At 71.0% G+C, this 18,973-nt stretch carries 16 protein-coding genes; 5 read left to right on the top strand and 11 right to left on the bottom strand.

Features of this window, described 5'->3' with window-relative positions; all coding sequences use genetic code 11:
- Nucleotides 1-17 precede the first annotated feature (17 nt).
- Together adhE and ACMCNO_RS06180 are read right to left on the bottom strand one after the other, a co-directional pair.
- The gene (gene adhE / locus ACMCNO_RS06185) at nt 18-2,651 is read right to left on the bottom strand and encodes a bifunctional acetaldehyde-CoA/alcohol dehydrogenase (RefSeq protein ID WP_412748437.1); all 2,634 of its coding nucleotides are present in this window, start codon (nt 2,649-2,651) and stop codon (nt 18-20) included.
- A 147-nt stretch (nt 2,652-2,798) separates the two neighbouring features.
- A complete protein-coding gene (locus tag ACMCNO_RS06180) occupies nt 2,799-4,013 on the bottom strand; it encodes an NADP-dependent isocitrate dehydrogenase (RefSeq protein WP_412748436.1) in 1,215 nt (404 codons plus the stop codon).
- Nucleotides 4,014-4,288: 275 nt separating this feature from the next.
- Between ACMCNO_RS06180 and ACMCNO_RS06175 the strand changes: the two genes are divergently transcribed.
- Entirely contained in the window at nt 4,289-5,944 is a 1,656-nt protein-coding gene (locus ACMCNO_RS06175; protein WP_412748435.1) for an alkaline phosphatase D family protein, read from the top strand.
- A 129-nt stretch (nt 5,945-6,073) separates the two neighbouring features.
- Here ACMCNO_RS06175 and mdh read toward each other — a convergent pair whose 3' ends face one another.
- The 5 genes from mdh to purN all read right to left on the bottom strand — a co-directional run bounded on the left by mdh (nt 6,074) and on the right by purN (nt 10,777).
- Nucleotides 6,074-7,024: a malate dehydrogenase gene (mdh, locus tag ACMCNO_RS06170; protein WP_412748434.1), complete on the bottom strand. Its 951-nt coding sequence runs from the start codon at nt 7,022-7,024 to the stop codon at nt 6,074-6,076.
- A 94-nt stretch (nt 7,025-7,118) separates the two neighbouring features.
- Nucleotides 7,119-7,988 carry a bifunctional methylenetetrahydrofolate dehydrogenase/methenyltetrahydrofolate cyclohydrolase gene (locus ACMCNO_RS06165; protein WP_412748433.1) on the bottom strand — a complete coding sequence of 290 codons (870 nt, stop codon included), beginning with the start codon at nt 7,986-7,988 and terminating at the stop codon, nt 7,119-7,121.
- 23 nt (nt 7,989-8,011) lie between these two features.
- Complete coding sequence (locus tag ACMCNO_RS06160; RefSeq protein WP_412748432.1) at nt 8,012-8,605, bottom strand: pentapeptide repeat-containing protein; 594 nt, start codon at nt 8,603-8,605, stop codon at nt 8,012-8,014.
- Nucleotide 8,606: 1 nt separating this feature from the next.
- Entirely contained in the window at nt 8,607-10,163 is a 1,557-nt protein-coding gene (gene purH / locus ACMCNO_RS06155; protein ID WP_412748431.1) for a bifunctional phosphoribosylaminoimidazolecarboxamide formyltransferase/IMP cyclohydrolase, read from the bottom strand.
- Nucleotides 10,160-10,777, bottom strand: a complete 618-nt coding sequence (gene purN / locus ACMCNO_RS06150; protein ID WP_412748430.1) for a phosphoribosylglycinamide formyltransferase — start codon at nt 10,775-10,777, stop codon at nt 10,160-10,162. Before purN ends, purH begins: the two co-directional genes overlap by 4 nt.
- A gap of 152 nt (nt 10,778-10,929) precedes the next feature.
- Between purN and ACMCNO_RS06145 the strand changes: the two genes are divergently transcribed.
- Both ACMCNO_RS06145 and ACMCNO_RS06140 read left to right on the top strand, forming a co-directional pair.
- A complete protein-coding gene (locus ACMCNO_RS06145) occupies nt 10,930-11,199 on the top strand; it encodes a DUF4190 domain-containing protein (RefSeq protein ID WP_412748429.1) in 270 nt (89 codons plus the stop codon).
- 210 nt (nt 11,200-11,409) lie between these two features.
- On the top strand, nt 11,410-11,823 hold the full coding sequence (locus ACMCNO_RS06140; protein WP_412748428.1) for a DUF4190 domain-containing protein: 414 nt from the start codon (nt 11,410-11,412) through the stop codon (nt 11,821-11,823).
- 84 nt (nt 11,824-11,907) lie between these two features.
- Here the strand turns inward: ACMCNO_RS06140 and ACMCNO_RS06135 are convergent, their stop codons facing one another.
- The 4 genes from ACMCNO_RS06135 to ACMCNO_RS06120 all read right to left on the bottom strand — a co-directional run bounded on the left by ACMCNO_RS06135 (nt 11,908) and on the right by ACMCNO_RS06120 (nt 16,750).
- Nucleotides 11,908-13,629, bottom strand: a complete 1,722-nt coding sequence (locus tag ACMCNO_RS06135; RefSeq protein WP_412748427.1) for a DUF6350 family protein — start codon at nt 13,627-13,629, stop codon at nt 11,908-11,910.
- A 200-nt stretch (nt 13,630-13,829) separates the two neighbouring features.
- Nucleotides 13,830-14,711, bottom strand: a complete 882-nt coding sequence (sucD, locus tag ACMCNO_RS06130) for a succinate--CoA ligase subunit alpha (protein WP_412748426.1) — start codon at nt 14,709-14,711, stop codon at nt 13,830-13,832.
- A gap of 4 nt (nt 14,712-14,715) precedes the next feature.
- Nucleotides 14,716-15,891 carry an ADP-forming succinate--CoA ligase subunit beta gene (gene sucC, locus ACMCNO_RS06125; RefSeq protein ID WP_412748425.1) on the bottom strand — a complete coding sequence of 392 codons (1,176 nt, stop codon included), beginning with the start codon at nt 15,889-15,891 and terminating at the stop codon, nt 14,716-14,718.
- Between the two features lie 454 nt (nt 15,892-16,345).
- Entirely contained in the window at nt 16,346-16,750 is a 405-nt protein-coding gene (locus tag ACMCNO_RS06120) for a cobalamin B12-binding domain-containing protein (protein ID WP_412748424.1), read from the bottom strand.
- Nucleotides 16,751-17,160: 410 nt separating this feature from the next.
- On the opposite strand from ACMCNO_RS06120, the gene ACMCNO_RS06115 reads away from it, so the two are divergent.
- The gene (locus ACMCNO_RS06115; RefSeq protein ID WP_412748423.1) at nt 17,161-17,907 is read left to right on the top strand and encodes a M23 family metallopeptidase; all 747 of its coding nucleotides are present in this window, start codon (nt 17,161-17,163) and stop codon (nt 17,905-17,907) included.
- 139 nt (nt 17,908-18,046) lie between these two features.
- Nucleotides 18,047-18,967 carry a M23 family metallopeptidase gene (locus ACMCNO_RS06110; protein ID WP_412748422.1) on the top strand — a complete coding sequence of 307 codons (921 nt, stop codon included), beginning with the start codon at nt 18,047-18,049 and terminating at the stop codon, nt 18,965-18,967.
- Nucleotides 18,968-18,973 lie beyond the last annotated feature (6 nt).

Genomic DNA, 18,973 nt, shown 5'->3' with positions numbered 1-18,973 from the left:
TCATACCGATTAGTGGATCATACGTCGGCCGGTGCGCCGTGGTACGCCGCACGCATCAACTCCTGCATGTCGGCCAGCATCGGCATCCGGGGGTTAGCCGGCGCGCACTGGTCCAGGTAGGCGTTCATCGCCTGCTGCGGCAGCGCCGCCAGGAACGTCTGCTCGTCCACTCCGGCCGCGCGGAACGACGGCTCGATACCGGCCGCGGCACGCAGCCGTTCGACCGCGGCGGCGTACGATTCCACCCCCTGCTCCGGAGTCTCGGCAGGGAGCCCGAGCGCGCGGGCGATCTCCTGGAAACGCTCCGGCGCGGTGTAGCGCTCGTACTTGGGCCAGCCGGTGAGCTTGGACGGAACCGTGCCGTTGTACCGGATGACGTGCGGGAGCAGGATCGCGTTCGTCCGGCCGTGCGCGAGGTGGAACGTGGCGCCCAGCGTGTGCGCCATGGCATGCACGATGCCCAGGAACGCGTTGCCGAAGGCCATGCCCGCGATCGTCGCGGCGTTGTGCATCTTCTCCCGCGCCCGCGGATCCTCTTTCCCGTGCCGGACCGCCCGCTCCAGGTTGGCGAAGATGAGCCGGATGGCATGCAGCGCGAGCCCGTCGGTGTAGTCGCTGGCGTAGACCGACACGTACGCCTCGGTCGCGTGGGTCAGCGCGTCGAACCCGCTGTCCGCGGTGACCACGGCCGGCAGGTCCGCGGTCAGCTCCGGGTCGATGATCGCCACGCTGGGCGTCAGGGCGTAGTCGGCCAGCGGGTACTTCTGGCCGGTGGTGGTGTCCGTGATGACCGCGAACGGGGTCACCTCGGCGCCCGTGCCGGAGGTGGTGGGCACGCAGACGAGGCGGGCCAGCGCACCGAGCGCTGGAAACCGGAACGCCCGCTTGCGCACGTCGAAGAACTTCTCCCGCAGGTCGGCGAAGTCGACCTCCGGGTGTTCGTACAGCAGCCACATCACCTTGGCCGCGTCGATCGGGGAGCCGCCGCCGAGCGCGATGATGGTGTCGGGCCGGAACGCCCGCATCACCTCCGCACCCGTGCGCACGGTGTCGATGCTGGGCTCGGGCTCGACGTCGTCGATGACCTGGATGGTGACCGGCCCGCCCCGCTCGCGCAGCACGGTGTTGATCCGGTGCACGTAGCCCAGCCGGGTCATGGTGGCGTCGGTGACCACGGTGACGCGTCGCACGTCGGGCATGTCCCGCAGATAGCGGATGGCGTGCGGCTCGAAATAGATCTTCGGGGGCACCTTGAACCATTGCAGGTTGTTGGTCCGCCGCCCGATCCGCTTGATGTTCAGCAGGTTCACGGCCGACACGTTGTTCGACACCGAGGTGTGGCCGTAGCTGCCGCAGCCGAGTGTCAGCGACGGCAGGTAGGCGTTGTAGATGTCGCCGATGCCGCCGTGCGAGGCGGGCGCGTTCCAGATGACGCGGACCGCCTTCACCCGGCGCCCGAACGCCTCGACCACAGCCGCGTCGCGTGCGTGGATCACCGCGCTGTGCCCCAGGCCGTGGAACTCCACCATCCGCTCGGCGTACTCCAGGCCCTGTTCCTCGGTGGTGGCGCGCAGCAGCGCGAGGACCGGGCAGAGCTTCTCCCGGCTGAGCGGTTCGGCCGGGCCGACGTCGTCGATCCCGGCCAGCAGGACCGAGGTGTCCTCGGGCACCGTGAACCCGGCCCGCGCGGCGATCCACGACGCGGACTGGCCCACGACCGCGGTGTTGAGCGTGCCGCCGGCACAGTCGGCGCCGTGCTCCCCGGGCGCACAGCCGTCGGACTCCTCGGGCGGGAAGAGGAAGCGTTCCAGCAGGGTCTTCTCCTGCGGGCTGGCGACGTACGCATGCAACCGCCGGAACTCGCCCAGCGCCTGTTCGGCGATGGCCGCATCCAGGACGACCGCCTGTTCGGACGCGCAGATCATGCCGTTGTCGAAGGTCTTCGACAGCACGATGTCGTGCACCGCCCGGCCCACGTCGGCACTCGCGTGCACCAACGCCGGGACGTTGCCCGCACCCACCCCCAGCGCCGGCTTCCCGGCCGAGTACGCGGCCCGGACCATCGCGTTGCCGCCGGTCGCCAGGATCACCGAGACCCCGTCGTGGTGCATGAGCGCCCGGGTCGCCGCCAGCGAGGGCTCCTCGATCCATTGCACGCAGTTCTCCGGCGCGCCTGCGGCCACGGCCGCGTCGTGCACCACGGCGGCCGCCTCGGCACTGCACCGCTGCGCGCCGGGGTGGAACGCGAACACGATCGGGTTGCGGGTCTTGAGCGCCAGCAGCGCCTTGAAGATGACGGTCGAGGTGGGGTTGGTGACCGGGGTGATGCCGCACACCACGCCGACCGGGTCGGCGATCTCCACGACTCCGTCGATGTCGTCGCGGTGCACCACCCCGACCGTCTTGAGCCCGGTCATGCTGTGCGTGACGTGCTCGGCCGCGAAGATGTTCTTGACGGCTTTGTCCTCCAGCACCCCGCGCCCGGTCTCCGCGACGGCGAGCTGGGCCAGTCGCCCGTGGTGGTGGATGGCCGCCACGGACGCCTTGCCGACGATGTGGTCGACCTGCTCCTGGGTGAAATCCGCATAGTCGGCCAGCGCCTTCTCCGCGCCGCGTACCAGTCCGTCCACCATGGCATCCGTCTCCGACACATCCACACCCTTCGCCGTCTCGTGTTCCCCTCACCATCTTCGAGCGGCGATCGGGGGGCGGCTGCGGGCCAACGGCACGGCCCGGCGGGACCATGGTCCCGCCGGGCCGGAATGTCTTCGGTACGGACGCGGCGTCGTCGCCGAGCGTCAGCCGAGCTTGCGCGAGAGGTTCTCGTCCAGCGCGTTCATGAACTCGTCCGTGGTCAGCCACGGCGCGTCGCGGGAGATGAGCAGCGCGAGGTCCTTGGTCATCTGTCCACCCTCGACGGTCTCGACGCAGACCCGCTCGACCGCCTCGGCGAACCCGGTGACCTCCGGGGTCCCGTCCAGCTTGCCGCGGTGCTTGAGACCACCGGTCCAGGCGAAGATCGACGCGATCGGGTTGGTCGAGGTCTTCTCGCCCTTCTGCCACTGCCGGTAGTGCCGGGTGACCGTGCCGTGCGCGGCCTCGGCCTCGACGGTCTTGCCGTCCGGGCTCATCAGCACGGAGGTCATCAGGCCGAGCGAGCCGAAGCCCTGGGCCACGGTGTCGGACTGCACGTCACCGTCGTAGTTCTTGCAGGCCCAGACGTAGCCGCCCTCCCATTTCATGGCGGCGGCGACCATGTCGTCGATGAGCCGGTGCTCGTAGGTGAGGCCGGCCTTCTTGAAGTCGTCGGCGAACTCCGTCTCGAAGATCTCCGCGAACAGGTCCTTGAACCGGCCGTCGTACGCCTTGAGGATGGTGTTCTTCGTCGACAGGTAGACCGGGTAGTTGCGGGCCAGGCCGTACCGGAACGAGGCGCGCGCGAAGTCGCGGATCGAGTCGTCGAAGTTGTACATGCCGATGCCGACGCCGCCGCCGGGGAAGTCCGCGACGTGGAACTCCATCGGCGCGGAGCCGTCGTCCGGGGTGAAGGTCATCGTCATCTTGCCCGCCTTGGGCGCGACGAAGTCCGTGGCCTTGTACTGGTCGCCGTGGGCGTGACGGCCGATGACGATCGGCTTGGTCCAGCCCGGTACGAGCCGGGGTACGTTCGACATGATGATCGGCTCGCGGAAGACGACGCCGCCGAGGATGTTGCGGATCGTCCCGTTCGGGGAGCGCCACATCTTCTTCAGGCCGAACTCGTCCACGCGGGCCTCGTCCGGGGTGATCGTGGCGCACTTCACGCCGACGCCGTGCCGGTTGATGGCGTTCGCCGCGTCGACCGTGACCTGGTCGTCGGTCTCGTCGCGGTGCTGGATCGACAGGTCGTAGTACTCGAGGTTGACGTCGAGGTAGGGCAGGATCAGCTGCTCACGGATCTGCTTCCAGATGATCCGGGTCATCTCGTCGCCGTCGAGCTCCACGACCGGGTTTTTGACCTTGATTTTCGCCATCGGCCGGCGCTCCTCTCCCGGGACACATGTTTTAGCAGTACGAGCGTACTGCCTGACGGTGGGAGATCATCGCCGACCCCGTCCGTGACCACCCCGATTCCGCAAGATACCCCGCCGTTCCCGGGCGGATGTCCGTAGGGGCGAATGCCGTTCCCTGTGCCGTAACCGGCAGCCGATCACATCGATGCATGTCGCTGTCTTCGTTCTCGTTCCCGGTGGGCGATGGGAGCGAATGGCAAACTTGGCGCAAAGCGGACAAGTAGTTAGCTTGAGGTATGTCGCGGTTCGAACTTCCCGTCAGCCGACGCCGTTTCGTCTCCACCGCCGCCGCGGCCGTCGCCGCCGGACCCTGGCTGATCACTCCTGACGGCGCGTACGCCCGGATCCGCAACGGCATCGACACCACGCTGCCGGAAGGTGTCTTCACGCTGGGCGTCGCGTCCGGCGACCCGCTGCCCGACGCCGTGGTGCTCTGGACCCGCCTGGCGCCGCAACCCACCACCGGCGGCGGAATGCCCGCCCGGCCCGTGCCGGTCGCGTGGGAGGTGGCCGAGGACGCGGGGTTTCGCCGGGTGGTCCGCTGCGGCGTCGCCACGGCCCGGCCCGAACGGGCCCACTGCGTCCATGTCGACGTCCGCGGTCTGCGCCCCGACACCGACTACCACTACCGCTTCCGGACCGGCTACCAGGTGTCGCCGGTGGGGCGGACCCGCACCGCACCGGCGGCCCATGCCCGGCCGTCCCGGCTGCGCTTCGCGTTCGCCAGCTGCCAGGACTACCAGGGCGGGTACTACACCGCATACCAGCACCTGGTCGACGAGGACCTGGCGTTCGTGGCGTTCCTCGGCGACTACATCTACGAGGGAAAGCCCAACCCGGCCGCGGTGCGCCAGCACGAGGGCGTGGGCGAGCCGTACACGCTGGATGAGTACCGCAACCGGCATGCCCGGTACCGGACGGACCCCGGCCTGCAGGCGGTCCACGCCGCGTTTCCCTGGATCGTCACGTTCGACGACCACGAGGTCGACAACAACTTCGCCGACGGGATCCCGCAGGACCCCGACCAGCAGTCACCCGACGCGTTCCGGGCCCGGCGCGCCGCCGCGTTCCAGGCGTACTACGAGCACCTGCCGCTGCGCCGCAGCTCGCAGCCGGACGGACCGGACATCCAGGTCTACCGGAGACTGCGCTTCGGGACGCTGGCCAGCCTGCACGTCCTGGACACCCGGCAGTACCGCAGCGACCAGCCCACCACCCTCGCCGCCGCCCAGGACCCCACGCTCACCATGACCGGGGCGAAGCAGGAAAGCTGGCTGACCGAGGGCCTACAGTCGTACGGCACCACCTGGAACCTGCTGGCCAACCAGGTGATGTGGGCCCAGAACGACCGCCGGGCCGGGCCGGCGCAGATCTTCTCGTTCGACAACTGGGACGGCTACCGGGTGCAGCGCCGCAGACTGCTGGAGCTGTTCGGCAGCGGGAACGTGGCCAACCCGGTGATCCTCACCGGCGACCGGCACTGCACCTGGGTCTGCGACCTGCGACCCGACTTCGACGACCCGGCGACGCCCGTGGTCGGCGCGGAACTCACCGGCACCTCGATCAGCTCGGGCGGCGACCCCGATGTGGCCGCGTTCCACGCCGCCTACGACCCGATCAAGGCGGAGAGCCCGCACTGGCGCTACATCGACAACCGGCGTGGCTACTTCGTCTGCGACCTGGATCAGCAACGCCTGCTGAGCAGCCTGCGCGTGGTCGACACGGTGTGGGCCCAGACCTCGGACGTCCGCACGGCCGCGCAGTTCGTGGTGGAGGCGGGGCGGCCGGGCATCGCGGAGGTCATCGAGGGTGCGCCACCCGTGTCGGCGGCGGCCGCCGGACCGATCTACGACGTGGACGACGACCAGGACTCGTACCCGCTGCGGCGATAGCCCCGGCGTACACGGAAAGGCCGAGGCCCGCACGGCCCCGGCCTTCCCGGTGAACAAAGCTGGATCTTGGTCGGCTTCCGCCCCTGGGAGGGCGAATATCGACCAAGATCCGCCGATGTGTCGGCCGGCTCAGAGGTCGGCGACGTCCGCCTGCTTGGCGCGGACCGCCTCGGCGGCCTCCTTCAGGCCGGCCAGCTCCGAGTCGGTCAGCTTCGTCTCGACCACCCGGCGCACGCCCCCGGCGCCGATCTCGGCCTCGACGCCCAGGTAGACGCCGGAGATCCCGTACTCGCCGTCGACCCACGCGCAGACCGGCATGACCGCACCGGAGTCCTCGGCGACCGCCTTGGCCATGCGGGCCGCCGCGGCGGACGGCGCGTAGTACGCCGAGCCGGTCTTGAGCAGCGCCACGACCTCGGCGCCGCCGTTGCGGGTCCGGGTCACCAGCTCCTCGATCTTGTCGGCGGGCAGCAGCTCGGACAGCGGCTTGCCGTTGACGGTGCACCGGCTGGGTACGGGCACCATCGTGTCGCCGTGCGAGCCCAGCGTCAGGGTCTGCACGTCGCCCACCTTGACGCTGAGCGTCTCGGCGACGAAGTGGGTGAACCGGGCCGTGTCCAGCATGCCGGCCTGGCCGAGGACCCGGTTCTTCGGGAACTGGGTGGCGATCTGGGCCAGGGCGGTCATCTCGTCCAGCGGGTTCGAGACCACGATGACCACGGCGTTCGGGGCGTACTTGGCGACGTTCTCGGAGACCTGGCGGACGATCTTCGCGTTGACGCCGAGCAGGTCCATCCGGCTCATGCCCGGCTTGCGGGGCAGCCCGGCGGTGATGATGACGACGTCCGAGCCCTCGATGGCCTCGTAGCCCTCACCGTTCGGGCCGGTGGTGGCGCCGACGACCTTGGTCTCGAAGCCCTCGACCGGCCGCGACTGGTTCAGGTCCAGGGCGAGGCCCTCCGGCTTGCCCTCCACGATGTCGGTGAGCACCACGGTGTCGAAGATGTCGTACTCGGCCAGACGCTGCGCGGTCGTGGACCCGTAGAAGCCGGCGCCGACGACAGTGACCTTCTTGCCCATGCCTCTCCCTCCCGGAAAGCAGCCCTCCCGGAAAGCGGGACGACTTTTCCGGACCGTATCAGCCGGTTAACGATCGCTTACCTGGCAGGGGCGGTCAGCGGGAGCTATCCCACTCGGCCCGCTCCACCACGTTGGTGAGCAGCATCGCCCGGGTCATCGGGCCGATCCCGCCGGGCATCGGCACGACCGCCCCGGCCACCTCACGGACCTCGGGCGCCACGTCGCCGGTGTACCGGCCCTTGCCGTCCTCCCCGACGACCCGGGTCAGGCCCACATCGACGATCGTCGCACCGGGCTTGACCATGTCGGCCGTGATCAGCCCCGGCACACCGACCGCGGCGATCACGATGTCCGCGGCCCGGGTGTGCGCGGCGAGGTCGACCGTACCGGTGTGGCACAGGGTCACGGTGGCGTTCTCGCTTTTCCGGGTCAGCAGCAGCCCGAGCGGGCGGCCGACCGTCGTGCCACGCCCCACGACGGTCACCTCGGCACCCGCGAGCGGGATGTCGTGGCGGCGCAGCAGGTGCACGATGCCCCGCGGGGTGCACGGCAGCGGCCCGTCGTAGCCGAGCACCAGGCGGCCCAGATTCACCGGGTGCAGGCCGTCGGCGTCCTTGTCCGGATCGATCAGCTCCAGGACGCGCTGGGTGTCCAGGTGCTTGGGCAACGGCAACTGCACGATGTAGCCGTGGCAGGCCGGGTTCGCGTTCAGCTCCGCGACGACCGCCTCGACCTGCTCCTGGGTGGCGTCGGCGGGCAGGTCACGCCGGATCGAGGCGATGCCGACCTCGGCGCAGTCGCGGTGCTTGCCGGTCACGTACGCCTGTGAGCCCGGGTCGTCACCGACCAGCACCGTGCCCAGCCCCGGGACGACGCCGCGCTCCCCGAGAGCCTTGACCCGCTGAAGCAGGTCCTCCTTGATCGCCGCCGCGGCGGCCTTGCCGTCCAGAATCGTCGCCGTCACGCGTCGATCCTGCCAGAACGCGCTCAGTCGCCGACCACCGCACCGTACGCGGTCGCGAACAGCGCAGCCTGCGCCAGATCGATCTTCGCGCCGGTCACGTCCACCCCGCGCAAGGCCACCCCGCCCAGGTCCGCCCCCCGCAGATCCGCGCCCTTGAGCACCACGTCCTTGAGCTGCGCGCTGGACAGGTCGGCGCCGCGCAGATCGACCCGGGTCAGGTCGGCGCCGGTCAGGTCCGCCTCGCGCAGCCGCAGCCCGCCCAGCTTCGCCCCGGTCAGGTTCTGACCCCGCAGGGAGACGAACGAGAAGTCGCCGCCCTCGACCGTCAACGGCCGCAGTCCGCAGTCGACGAACTGCGTGCCGGTGAGCTTGCACTCGGTCAGCCGGGCGTCGAAGAACGAGCACCGCTGGATCTCCGACTGCACGATGGCGCACCGGGTCAGCTCCGCCGCGTTGAAGCGGACGTTGCCGAAATGGCAGTGCGCGAACGTGCAGCCGGTCAGCTGGGCCTCGGAGAAGTCCACGTCGTGGAAGGCGCAATCCTCGTAGTGGACGCGGTCCCACTCGGCCAGGGCCCAGTCCTCGGCCGAGAAGCGAACGTTTCGGACGACCTCCACCTCAGTGGAAGAAGTGCCGGGTGCCGGTGAGGTAGACCGTCAGCCCGGCCTTCTGCGCCACCTCGATGACCAGGTTGTCCCGGACCGAGCCGCCCGGCTGCACCACCGCCGTGATGCCCGCCGCGATGAGCACCTCCAGGCCGTCCGGGAACGGGAAGAACGCGTCCGAGGCGGCCACGCTGCCCCGGGCCCGCTCGGCGCCCGCCCGCGACACCGCGAGATGCGCGGCGTCCACCCGGTTGACCTGACCCATGCCGACCCCCACGGTCGCGCCGTCGCGGGCCAGCAGGATCGCGTTGCTCTTCACCGAACGGACCGCCCGCCACGCGAACACCAGATCCCGCAGCACGTCCGGGCCGGCCGGCGCCCCGGTGGCCAGGGTCCACCCGGCCGGGTCGTCGCCGGGCGCATCGATCCGGTCCGCGGTCTGCACCAGGATCCCGCCGCCGACCTGGCGGATCTCCGCGGGCTGGGGCGCCCACGGCGGGGCCACCAGCACCCGCAGGTTCTTCTTCTCCCGCAGCACCTCGACCGCCTCCGGGGCGAACGACGGCGCCACGATGACCTCGGTGAAGATCTCCGCGACCTGCCGGGCGAGCTCCACCGTGACCTCACGGTTGACCGCGATGACACCGCCGAACGCGGACGTCGGGTCGCAGGCGTGGGCCTTGCGGTGCGCCTCGGCGACATCCGCGCCGACCGCGGTGCCGCACGGGTTCGCATGCTTGATGATCGCCACGCACGGCTCGGCGAAGTCGTTCGCGGAACGCCACGCGGCGTCGGCGTCCACGTAGTTGTTGTACGACATCTCCTTGCCGTGCAACTGCTCCGCCTGGGCCAGGCCCGCCGGAGCGGCCGGGTCCACGTACAGGGCGGCCTGCTGGTGCGGGTTCTCGCCGTAGCGCAGGGCGGTGTCGCGGCGCAGGGCCAGGCCCGCGAACTCGGGCCACTCGGCCGGAGACAGGGTCGTGGCGCACCAGTCGGCGACGGCCACGTCGTACTCGGCGATGTCCGCGAAGGCGCGGGCCGCCAGCAGCTTGCGCTGGGCGAGGGTGAAGCCGCCGTCCGTGAGGGCGGCCAGGATCAGCGGGTACGCCGCCGTCGAGGTCGCCACCGCCACCGAGGCGTGGTTCTTGGCGGCCGCGCGCACCATGGCGGGCCCGCCGATGTCGATCTGCTCGACGCACTCGTCCTCGCTGGCGCCCGACGCCACGGTCGCGGTGAACGGGTACAGGTTCGACACCAGCAGGTCGAACGGCTCCACCCCGAGGTCGGCGAGCTGCTCGGCGTGGGCGGGCAGCCGCAGGTCGGCCAGCAGACCGGCGTGCACCCGCGGGTGCAGCGTCTTGACCCGGCCGTCCAGGCATTCGGGGAAACCCGTGAGGTCCTCCACCCGGGTCACCGGCACCCCGGCGTCCGCCACGGTGGCCGCGGTGCTGCCGGTGGAGACGATCTGTACCCCGGCGGCGTGCAGGGCCTGTGCGAGCTCGATCAGGCCGGTCTTGTCGTACACGCTCAGCAGTGCCCGCCGGATCGGACGGCGACCCTCGTCGGTCATGGGATGGTGACCTTTCTTCCCGTGATGGTCCAGCCCTCGCGGACCAGCCGGCCGACCTGCTCGACGAGCTGACGGCGCTCCGCTTCCTTGATCCGCTCGGTCAGCGTCTCCTCCGTGTCGTCGTCGAGCACGGGCACGCTGACCTGGGCGATGATGGGTCCGGTGTCGACACCGGCGTCGACGAAGAACAGGGTCGCCCCCGCGATCTTCACCCCGTAGGCGAGGGCGTCGCGCGGGCCGTGGATGCCGGGAAACCCGGGCAGCAGCGCGTTGTGGGTGTTGATGTACCGGTCGCCGAAGGCGGCCAGGAACGCCGGGCCGACCAGCTTGAGGAAGCCCGCCGAGATGACCAGATCCGGCTTGTGCTCGGCGACGTGCGCGGTCACCGCCGCATCCCAATCCTCGCGCGACGGGTACGCCTTCACCGGGTCGACGAACGTCGGCACACCGGCCGCCGCGGCACGGTCGAGCCCGGCGATGCCGTCCCGGTCCGCGCCGACCGCGACAACCCGCGCACCGTACGCGGGGTCGGCGGCCGCGTCGAGCAGGGCCTGCAAGTTACTGCCGGAGCCGGAGACGAGGACGACCAGGCGGGCGGGCGCGGGGTCTTTCACCCGAGCACCCTATCGCCGCTGCTGGAAACGCTCGCCCACGGGTCGGCATGGGGACACCACTCACGCCGATGATCGGCTAGGCTGCCGATCCGCTGAACGATGCGAAAACCGTCACGGATGACGTGCGGAATAACTTCTGGAGGATCTGACTCGTGACCACGCCGCCGCCCTACTACGGCCCGCCGGCCCAGCCGGCCAACGACAAGACGACCCTCTGGGGCGTCCTCGGCATCGTCTTCGCCTTCTGCTGCTGGCCGCTCGGCGTCGTCTTCGCCGTGCTCTGCATGATGGAGGCCAAGAAGGTCGGTAAGCAGCCGACCCTCGCCTACGTCACCTTCGGCATCCTCGCGATCGGCCTGGTCATCAACATCATCCTGGCGGCCACCGGCACGCTGGGCAACCTGATGGGTGGCCGCTCCTAAGGAGCATCCGCACAGGGCGTCCCGGCAGGCCGGGGCGCCCTGTGTCGTTTCCGGCCCGGCCACGCCGCCTCCGGTGTTCCGTCGCCGCGTCTGCGGGCTGCGCCAACGCCGCCTCCGGGTCCCGCTGCGGTCCGCGCGGAGTCCGGCCTTGGACGCCGGTGCCGGCCGGTACGCTGCCCGCGGGGCCCATTCCAGCTCGGAAGGCACGACATGCAGCCAGGTCAGGACCCGTACCAACAGCAGCCGCCGGTGCCGCCCGGGTCCTACCCGCCACCGCCGGACCCGTACCCGGGCTCGTACCCGCCGCCGCACTACCCACCGGGCGGGCCGATGGGCGGCCCGACCGGGCCGGAGAACACCCTGGGTCTGGTCGGAATGATCCTCGGCATCTGTTCGATTCCCCTGCAGCTGTGCTGCCAGCTCCTCGGGGTTCCCGTCGCGATCGCGGCGATGGTCGTGAGCATTCTCGGGCTGAACAAGGTCAAGGCGGGCGTCGCCACCAACCGGGGCCAGGCCCTTGCCGGTCTGATCTGCGGCGCCGTCGCGCTCGCCATCAGCCTGCTCTTCCTGATCCTGCTCGTCGCCCGGGGCACCTGGGACTTCAGCACCTTCAACGACCTCTGATCCATCCGTCGTCCGGCCACGACGTCGGGGCGCCAGGTCAGAGCACTCCCACCAGTCGTGCGCAGCGTCGCTGCCCGGCCCCGCTCACCGGCCGTCGGTCGTGGACCGCCACGCGCGGGCGGCGGACGCGCCGAGCGTGGCGGACACCGCAACCACCCCGGCGGCGACGAGCCCCACCTGCCACGACACCGGACCGATCTGCGCCAACCGCCCGCCGCCGAGCGATCCGCCGGACAGCTCGCTGAGGACACCCAGCAGCAGACCCGCGACGGGCCCCGCGACCAGCGCCGACCCGATCACCAGGGGCCAGCCCGGCGCGGTGGGCGGGGGCAGCTCACCCCGCCCCGGCGCGGTCACCCGGCCGCGCGCCAGGCGCCGGGTCAGCAGCGCGCCCGCGATCATGCCGGCCAGGACGGGCACGGCCAGCAGCGCCGCCCCGGCCGCCCCCATCGGCCCGTCCGGCAACCCGGCCAGCAACGGCAGGGTGGGCAGCGGCCCGACGGTCACCTCGGTGAGCCGGACCGCCGAGTCCGTGCCCAGCAGGAAGCCCGGTCCCAACAGGTACGCGGCCACCCACACCGCCGCGTTCACCCCGTACGCGAGGCTGACCAGGGTGATCCCGGCCTGCCCCACCACCCCGGTCCGGTACGCCGCGATGGTGTCCGCCGCCTGCCCGCCGCCGACCGCGACGGACAGCCCCGCGAACCCCGCACCCGCGGCCAGCACCAGCAGAGCGGCCACCGCCCCGGTACGCACCCCGTGCCGCAGCACCACGGGCACGCGCCGGGCCAGCGGGACGACCGCGTCGGTGCCGCGCAACGCGCCGAGCAGGGCCCCGAACGTGCCGATCAGCAGGAACGTGAGGGCGGCGCGGCCCACGGAGACCGCGGTACCCCGGCCGTCGACGACGGCGGCTGCCGCCGCACCGAGCAGGGCGTACGCCGCCCCGACCGCGCCCGCGGCCATCAGGGCGGCCCGCGTCGAGCCGGTGCGGCGGGTGCCGACGGCCCGGGTGACGTGCAGGCCGGCCCGGCTCAGCCGCCAGATCACGAACGCCGTGAGCAGCATCGGCGTGAGGGCCAGCGGACCGATCGGGGTGCCCAGCGGAACGCCGTGGCCCAGCAGCCAGCCGGCGAGACCGGCGTGGGCCGCCCCGGCCAGCCCGCCGGCTCCCTCGAAGGTGCGGGCGAGCCCGATGACCGCGGCGACCGGCAGATAGGTCAGCAGTGCCGCCCACAGTGTCGCGAACCCGGCCGCGACCGGCAGCGGCGCCCGGGGGCGGCGCGGCGGCGCGGGCAGCCGGACGGTGTCGCGCCGGGCCAGCATGGCGGCATCGACCCGGACGGTGTCGCGCCGTGCGAGATCGCCGCCCTCGAGATCGCCCCCCTCGAGATCGCCGCCCTCGAGATCGTCCGGTCCCGCAGTGTCGGGGCGTGCGCCTCCGGGACGATCAGCCTCCGCGCCGTCAGAGCCGGCGCCGTCAGAGCCGGCGCCGTCAGAGCCGGCGCCGTCAGAGCCGGAGCCCTTTGATCGGGTGGCGTCGCCTGCCGCGCCGCCGTGTGGCCTCAGGGGCACGGTGTCGCGAGTGGCCGGATCCAGGCGCACCGTGTCCCGGGTGGCAGCGGCGGAGCTGACGTCGACCAGCAGGTCGAATTCGACACCGGCGGAGCCGTCGCGGCGCGGGGCCGGCGTACGGATGTCGAGGGGCACGGTGTCGCGGGCGGCGAGGTGGGCCGCCTCGGCGGCCGCCAACCGGTCCTCCGAGCCGGCACGTCGACCGTCGGCAGGGTCGGGTGTGGTCGGCATCGTCGCCTACTTTTCCACGCGGAATGGCATGCGGCGATGTTTTTCCCGCCCCGATCGACCACCGCGAGGGTTTTCCATGTACGAACGCCCGAAACGCGGCGCGCCGCCGCTCGGATGCGGGGCATCCGAGCGGCGGCGCGTCAACAGGCTTGACCGAGTGCAGCGAGGGCGGGCCCGGCCGGCACAGGGCGTCACCGGGATCAGCTCATGACCTCGCGCATCAGCCGCGCGGTCTCGCTCGGGGTCTTGCCGACCTTGACACCGGCGGCCTCCAGGGCCTCCTTCTTGGCGTCGGCGGTCCCGGCGGAGCCGGAAATGATCGCGCCCGCGTGGCCCATGGTCTTGCCGGGCGGCGCGGTGAAGCCCGCGATGTAGCCGACGACCGGCTTCGTGACGTGCGCCTTGATGAAGTCGGCGGCCCGCTCCTCGGCGTCGCCGCCGATTTCACCGATCATGACGATCGCATCGGTGTCCGGGTCGTCCTGGAACGCCTTGAGGGCGTCGATGTGGGTGGTGCCGATGATCGGGTCACCGCCGATGCCCACACAGGACGAGAAGCCGATGTCGCGCAGCTCGTACATGAGCTGGTAGGTCAGCGTGCCGCTCTTGCTGACCAGGCCGATGCGTCCGGCGGGCGTGATGTCCGCGGGGATGATGCCCGCGTTGGAGGCCCCCGGCGAGGCGATGCCGGGGCAGTTCGGGCCGATGATGCGGGTCTTCTGCCCCTGCGCCACGTTGTGCGCCCAGAACGCGGCCGAGTCCTGCACCGGCACGCCCTCGGTGATCACGACGGCCAGCGGGATCTCGGCGTCGATCGCCTCGACCACGGCGGCCTTGGTGAACTGCGGCGGCACGAAGATGACCGTGACGTCGGCACCGGTCTCCTTCATGGCCTCGGCGACGTTCGCGAAGACCGGAAGGCTGGTGCCGTCGAAGTCGACCGTCGTGCCGGCCTTGCGGGGGTTCACGCCGCCGACCACGTTGGTGCCCGCGGCCAGCATCCGGCGGGTGTGCTTGGAACCCTCCGAGCCGGTCATGCCCTGGACGATGACCTTGGAGTCCTTGGTGAGCCAGATCGCCATGTCGTCACACTCCCGCAGCCGCGAGCTCAGCGGCACGCTCAGCCGCACCGTCCATCGTGTCCACCCGCTGCACCAGCGGGTTGTTCGCGCCGTCGAGGATGGCACGGCCTGCCTCGGCGTTGTTGCCGTCGAGGCGTACGACCAGCGGCTTGGTGACCGTCTCGCCGCGCTGCTCCAGCAGGGCCAGGGCCTGCACGATGCCGTTGGCGACCTCGTCGCAGGCGGTGATGCCGCCGAAGACGTTGACGAAGACCGACTTCACCGACGGGTCGGACAGCACGATCTCCAGGCCGTTGGCCATGACCGCCGCGCTGGCGCCGCCGCCGATGTCGAGGAAGTTGGCCGGCTTGACCCCGCCGTGCCGTTCCCCCGCGTACGCGACCACGTCGAGCGTCGACATGACCAGGCCCGCGCCGTTGCCGATGATGCCGACCTCGCCGTCGAGCTTGACGTAGTTGAGGTCCTTGGCCTTGGCGGCCTGCTCCAGCGGGTCCACCGCGGACTGGTCGACCAGCGCCTCGTGGTCGGGGTGCCGGAAGCCGGCGTTCTCGTCCAGGGTGATCTTGGCGTCCAGGCAGAGCACCTTGCCGCTGCCGGTCTTGGCCAGCGGGTTGACCTCGACCAGGGTGGCGTCCTCGGCGACGAACGTCTGCCAGAGCTTCACCGCGATGTCGGCGACCTGGTCGGCCACCTCGGCCGGGAACTGTGCGGCCGTGACGATCTCGCGGGCCTTGGCCGCGTCCACGCCCTTGTTGGCGTCGATCGCGATCTTCGCGACCTTCTCCGGCTGCTCCTCGGCAACCTGCTCGATCTCCATGCCGCCGGCCACGCTGGCGATGCACAGGAAGGTGCGGTTCGCGCGGTCCAGCAGGTACGAGAAGTAGTACTCGTCCGCGATGTCCGCGGTCTCGGCCAGCATCACCTTGTGCACGGTGTGGCCCTTGATGTCCATGCCGAGGATGTCGGTGGCGCGGGCCTGCGCCTCGTCCGCGTCGGCCGCGAGCTTGACGCCGCCGGCCTTGCCGCGGCCGCCCACCTTCACCTGTGCCTTGACGACGACCCGGCCGAGGCGCTCCGCGATGGCGCGGGCCTCCTGCGGGGTCTCGGCGACGCCGCCGCCCAGCACGGGCAGCCCGTGCCGTTCGAACAGGTCGCGCCCCTGATACTCGAACAGGTCCACGTGTCCCCTTTCGCTCGCGACGCGTTGCTGACGGCAAGCCGCACCTTTGCGTCCCGACCTGTGTCCGCGGCGCGCCGATGCGGCGCCGCAAGCGTGAGAGAGTCTCGGCTCCTGCGCTGCAGGGATGCCTCACCCGCAGACTAGCGACCGGCCCGGCGCCCCTGCCTGGGCGGGGGTTCGGTGTGCCCGACCGCACAGACCGGGCGCCCGCGCGGCGACATTGCGAAAAAGTGGTAACAGCGCGCGTAACCCCGCGTGAAAGGCGTCGTTGAGTGTGATGTCGGAGCGCTGAGAAGCACCGGCGAGCAAGCGGCCGATGCCCTGTCGGTCGAGGGGTGGCGGCGGGGCGTCGTGCATGGAAGGGCCGGACGTGTGAGGGGTGCGTCCGGCCCTTCCCCTTCGCCCGGCCTTGGCTGATATGGCCCTTGATGATGCCGGTACGGCCCGGGTCAGCTCACCCGACCGGGGTTGCCACATTGGCGCGTACCCATTCGATGATGGATGCGGTCGTCGCACCCGGGGTGAATATCTTCGACACCCCGAGCTGCTCCAATTCGACAATGTCGTCGGCCGGAATGATGCCGCCGCCGAATACCACGATGTCGCTGGCGTCGCGCTCCGTAAGCAGTTCCAGTACGCGGCGGAACAACGTCATGTGGGCGCCGGAGAGCACGGACAGCCCGATCGCGTCGGCGTCCTCCTGGACGGCGGTCTCGACGATCTGCTCGGGCGTCTGATGCAGCCCGGTGTAGACGACCTCCATACCGGCGTCGCGCAGCGCGCGGGCGACCACCTTGGCCCCGCGGTCGTGCCCGTCCAGGCCCGGCTTCGCGACGACGACCCTGATCCGTTCTTGCATCTGCGACCCCTTCGTCGACCTGCTTCCTGAACGAACGGTAACCCCCCGCCGTTGAACCCGGGAAGCTTCCGCTCCGTACCACTGGTCGGCGTGCGGTGCACTCTTCCGCGCGGAGCAAGCACCCGAAAGCGTATTCCGGATCACATGACTATCTGCTCTGGAGGCCGTTACACAGCGCTAGCAACGAGGTCGATCAGAAAAGGTCACGAAGTCGGACATTAGCTTCCTAATACGTCCCGGAAAGTGTCAGGGAATTGGCGCTGCGACTTGTGACGCGCGTTGCGTTTCGTTACCGTGGCCCACGGCTGTCAACCGGTTAACCCCGGTCCGACGGCTCGGCCAGCCACCGTTTACCTGGTGTTACTCGCCTGATGGCGGCCGCCTTGTTGTCAACGACGGAGGGTCTGTTCGTGCGCCAGCGCTTGTCGTCTGAGCCCGATCGCTACCGCGGCCGACGCCGCGTTCCCACCCCTCCACGCAGCCGCTACGCCTACGTCGCCGCTTCCGCGTTCGTCGGAGCCGGCGTCGTTGCCCTCACCGCCGGGGGCAACCTGCCGGACGCCAAGGCTGTCAGCCCGGCCGTCCTGCACAACCTCGAGAACGCCTCAGCCGCCTCCAGCCAGATCGCCGACCGCGCCGCCGACCCCGGCCGCGCCTCCCGGAGCCAGCAGCGCGGCGCCGACAAGGCGGCGGCTGCCAAGGCCAATGAGGTGAAGGCCGAGGACGTCTGGCTGCTGCCCCTCGACGAATACACCTTCACCTCGCCGTACGGGATCCGCTTCGGCAAGCTGCACGCCGGCATCGACCTGGCCGCGCCCGAAGGGGTGCCGTACAAGGCGGTGCACGCCGGCACGGTGACCGCCGCCGGCTACAACGGCGCGTACGGCTACTCGATCACGATCCAGGACCAGGACGGCACGGAGACGATCTACGGGCACTCCCGTCGCGTGCTGGTCAAGACCGGCGACGTCGTCAAGGCCGGTCAGGTCATCGGCGAGGTCGGCAACACCGGCTACTCGTACGGGACCCACCTGCACCTCGAGATCCACGTGCACGGCAACCCGACCGACCCGATCACCTTCCTCCGGGACCGGGGCGTCGACATCAAGCTCCAGGTCGAATCGATCTACGCCGGGATGGCATCCGAAGCGTCCTGAGCCCCACTCATTCCCGTCGCAGTCCGGGTGCAACCCGGGAGGTAAGCGACGTCACATTTGCCCTCTCCTCATGGTCCGCCGTGCGTCGCCGACAGGCAATTGACGGCCACGGAACCGGATCCAGGGAGGGCTTCCCACCGTGCAGCATCGAGCGAAGCACCGGGTGGGCGGCCGGCACCGACGTACCGACGTGCTCCAGAGCCATCGCGCCCCCCGTACCCCGCTGGTGCCCTTGGTCGTCGGCGAGCGCAACCGGTACGCGGTGGTGACCGCCGCCGCGCTCGTCGCCGGGGTCGGCGTCGCGGGAGTCGCCGCCGCCACCGCGAGTTCATCCGGGCCCGCGACCGCCGCCGCCAAAGCGGATCTGCACTCGGCCGCCCAGACCGGTCCCACCGCTGCCGCCCCGACCCCCACCGGCACCCCGTCGGCCACCGGACTGCCCGCCGGAGCCGCCGCGGGAATGCCCACCACGGGTCCGGCCGGCGCGTCGGCCGCCGGGCTACCCGGCGCGTCGGTCACGGTCCTGCCGGGCACCGGGCAGCCGCCCGCTGCCGGGTCCGGGGCCCAGTCCGGGTCCGGCGGTGGCCTGTCCTGGCAGGCGCCGCGCCGCAAGGCCAAGCCGGTGCCCGTGGTGGCTTGGGTCAACCCGTTGCCCGGGGCCGCCACCACGTCATGCTTCGGGGAGCGCTGGGGCCGCATGCACGAGGGCGTCGACCTGGCCGCGCCGGACGGCACCCCGATCCGGGCCGCCGGGGCGGGCGTGGTCGTGGCCGCCGGGCCCGCCGAGGGATACGGCAACGCCGTGCTCATCGACCACGGCAACGGCTATCTCACCCACTACGGTCACATGTCCAAGATCACGGCGAAGGTGGGCCAGCGGGTCCAGGCCGGTGAGCAGATCGGCAACGAGGGCTCCACCGGCCACTCCACCGGGCCGCACCTGCATTTCGAGGTGCACAAGGGGCACTACAAGAACGCGATCGAGCCCACCGCGTGGATGCACCAGCACGGCGTCGACATCGGCGGCTGCGGGGAGCCCGCCGGACCGCCGAAGGACTGACCCGCT

The organism is Krasilnikovia sp. M28-CT-15, from assembly GCF_047159595.1.
Classification (GTDB): domain Bacteria; phylum Actinomycetota; class Actinomycetes; order Mycobacteriales; family Micromonosporaceae; genus Actinoplanes.
The sequence above is the reverse complement of the archived record's forward strand: the minus strand, read 5'-3'. Positions and strand labels throughout refer to the sequence as shown.

What these genes read in the sequence shown, in the direction of transcription:
- ACMCNO_RS06140 (WP_412748428.1), top strand. Translation starts at nt 11,410, where the DNA reads ATGCAGCCAGGTCAGGACCCGTACCAACAGCAGCCGCCGGTGCCGCCC.
- ACMCNO_RS06180 (WP_412748436.1), bottom strand. Translation starts at nt 4,013, where the DNA reads ATGGCGAAAATCAAGGTCAAAAACCCGGTCGTGGAGCTCGACGGCGAC.
- ACMCNO_RS06135 (WP_412748427.1), bottom strand. Translation starts at nt 13,629, where the DNA reads ATGCCGACCACACCCGACCCTGCCGACGGTCGACGTGCCGGCTCGGAG.
- mdh (WP_412748434.1), bottom strand. Translation starts at nt 7,024, where the DNA reads ATGGGCAAGAAGGTCACTGTCGTCGGCGCCGGCTTCTACGGGTCCACG.
- ACMCNO_RS06175 (WP_412748435.1), top strand. Translation starts at nt 4,289, where the DNA reads ATGTCGCGGTTCGAACTTCCCGTCAGCCGACGCCGTTTCGTCTCCACC.
- sucD (WP_412748426.1), bottom strand. Translation starts at nt 14,711, where the DNA reads ATGGCGATCTGGCTCACCAAGGACTCCAAGGTCATCGTCCAGGGCATG.
- purH (WP_412748431.1), bottom strand. Translation starts at nt 10,163, where the DNA reads ATGACCGACGAGGGTCGCCGTCCGATCCGGCGGGCACTGCTGAGCGTG.
- ACMCNO_RS06120 (WP_412748424.1), bottom strand. Translation starts at nt 16,750, where the DNA reads ATGCAAGAACGGATCAGGGTCGTCGTCGCGAAGCCGGGCCTGGACGGG.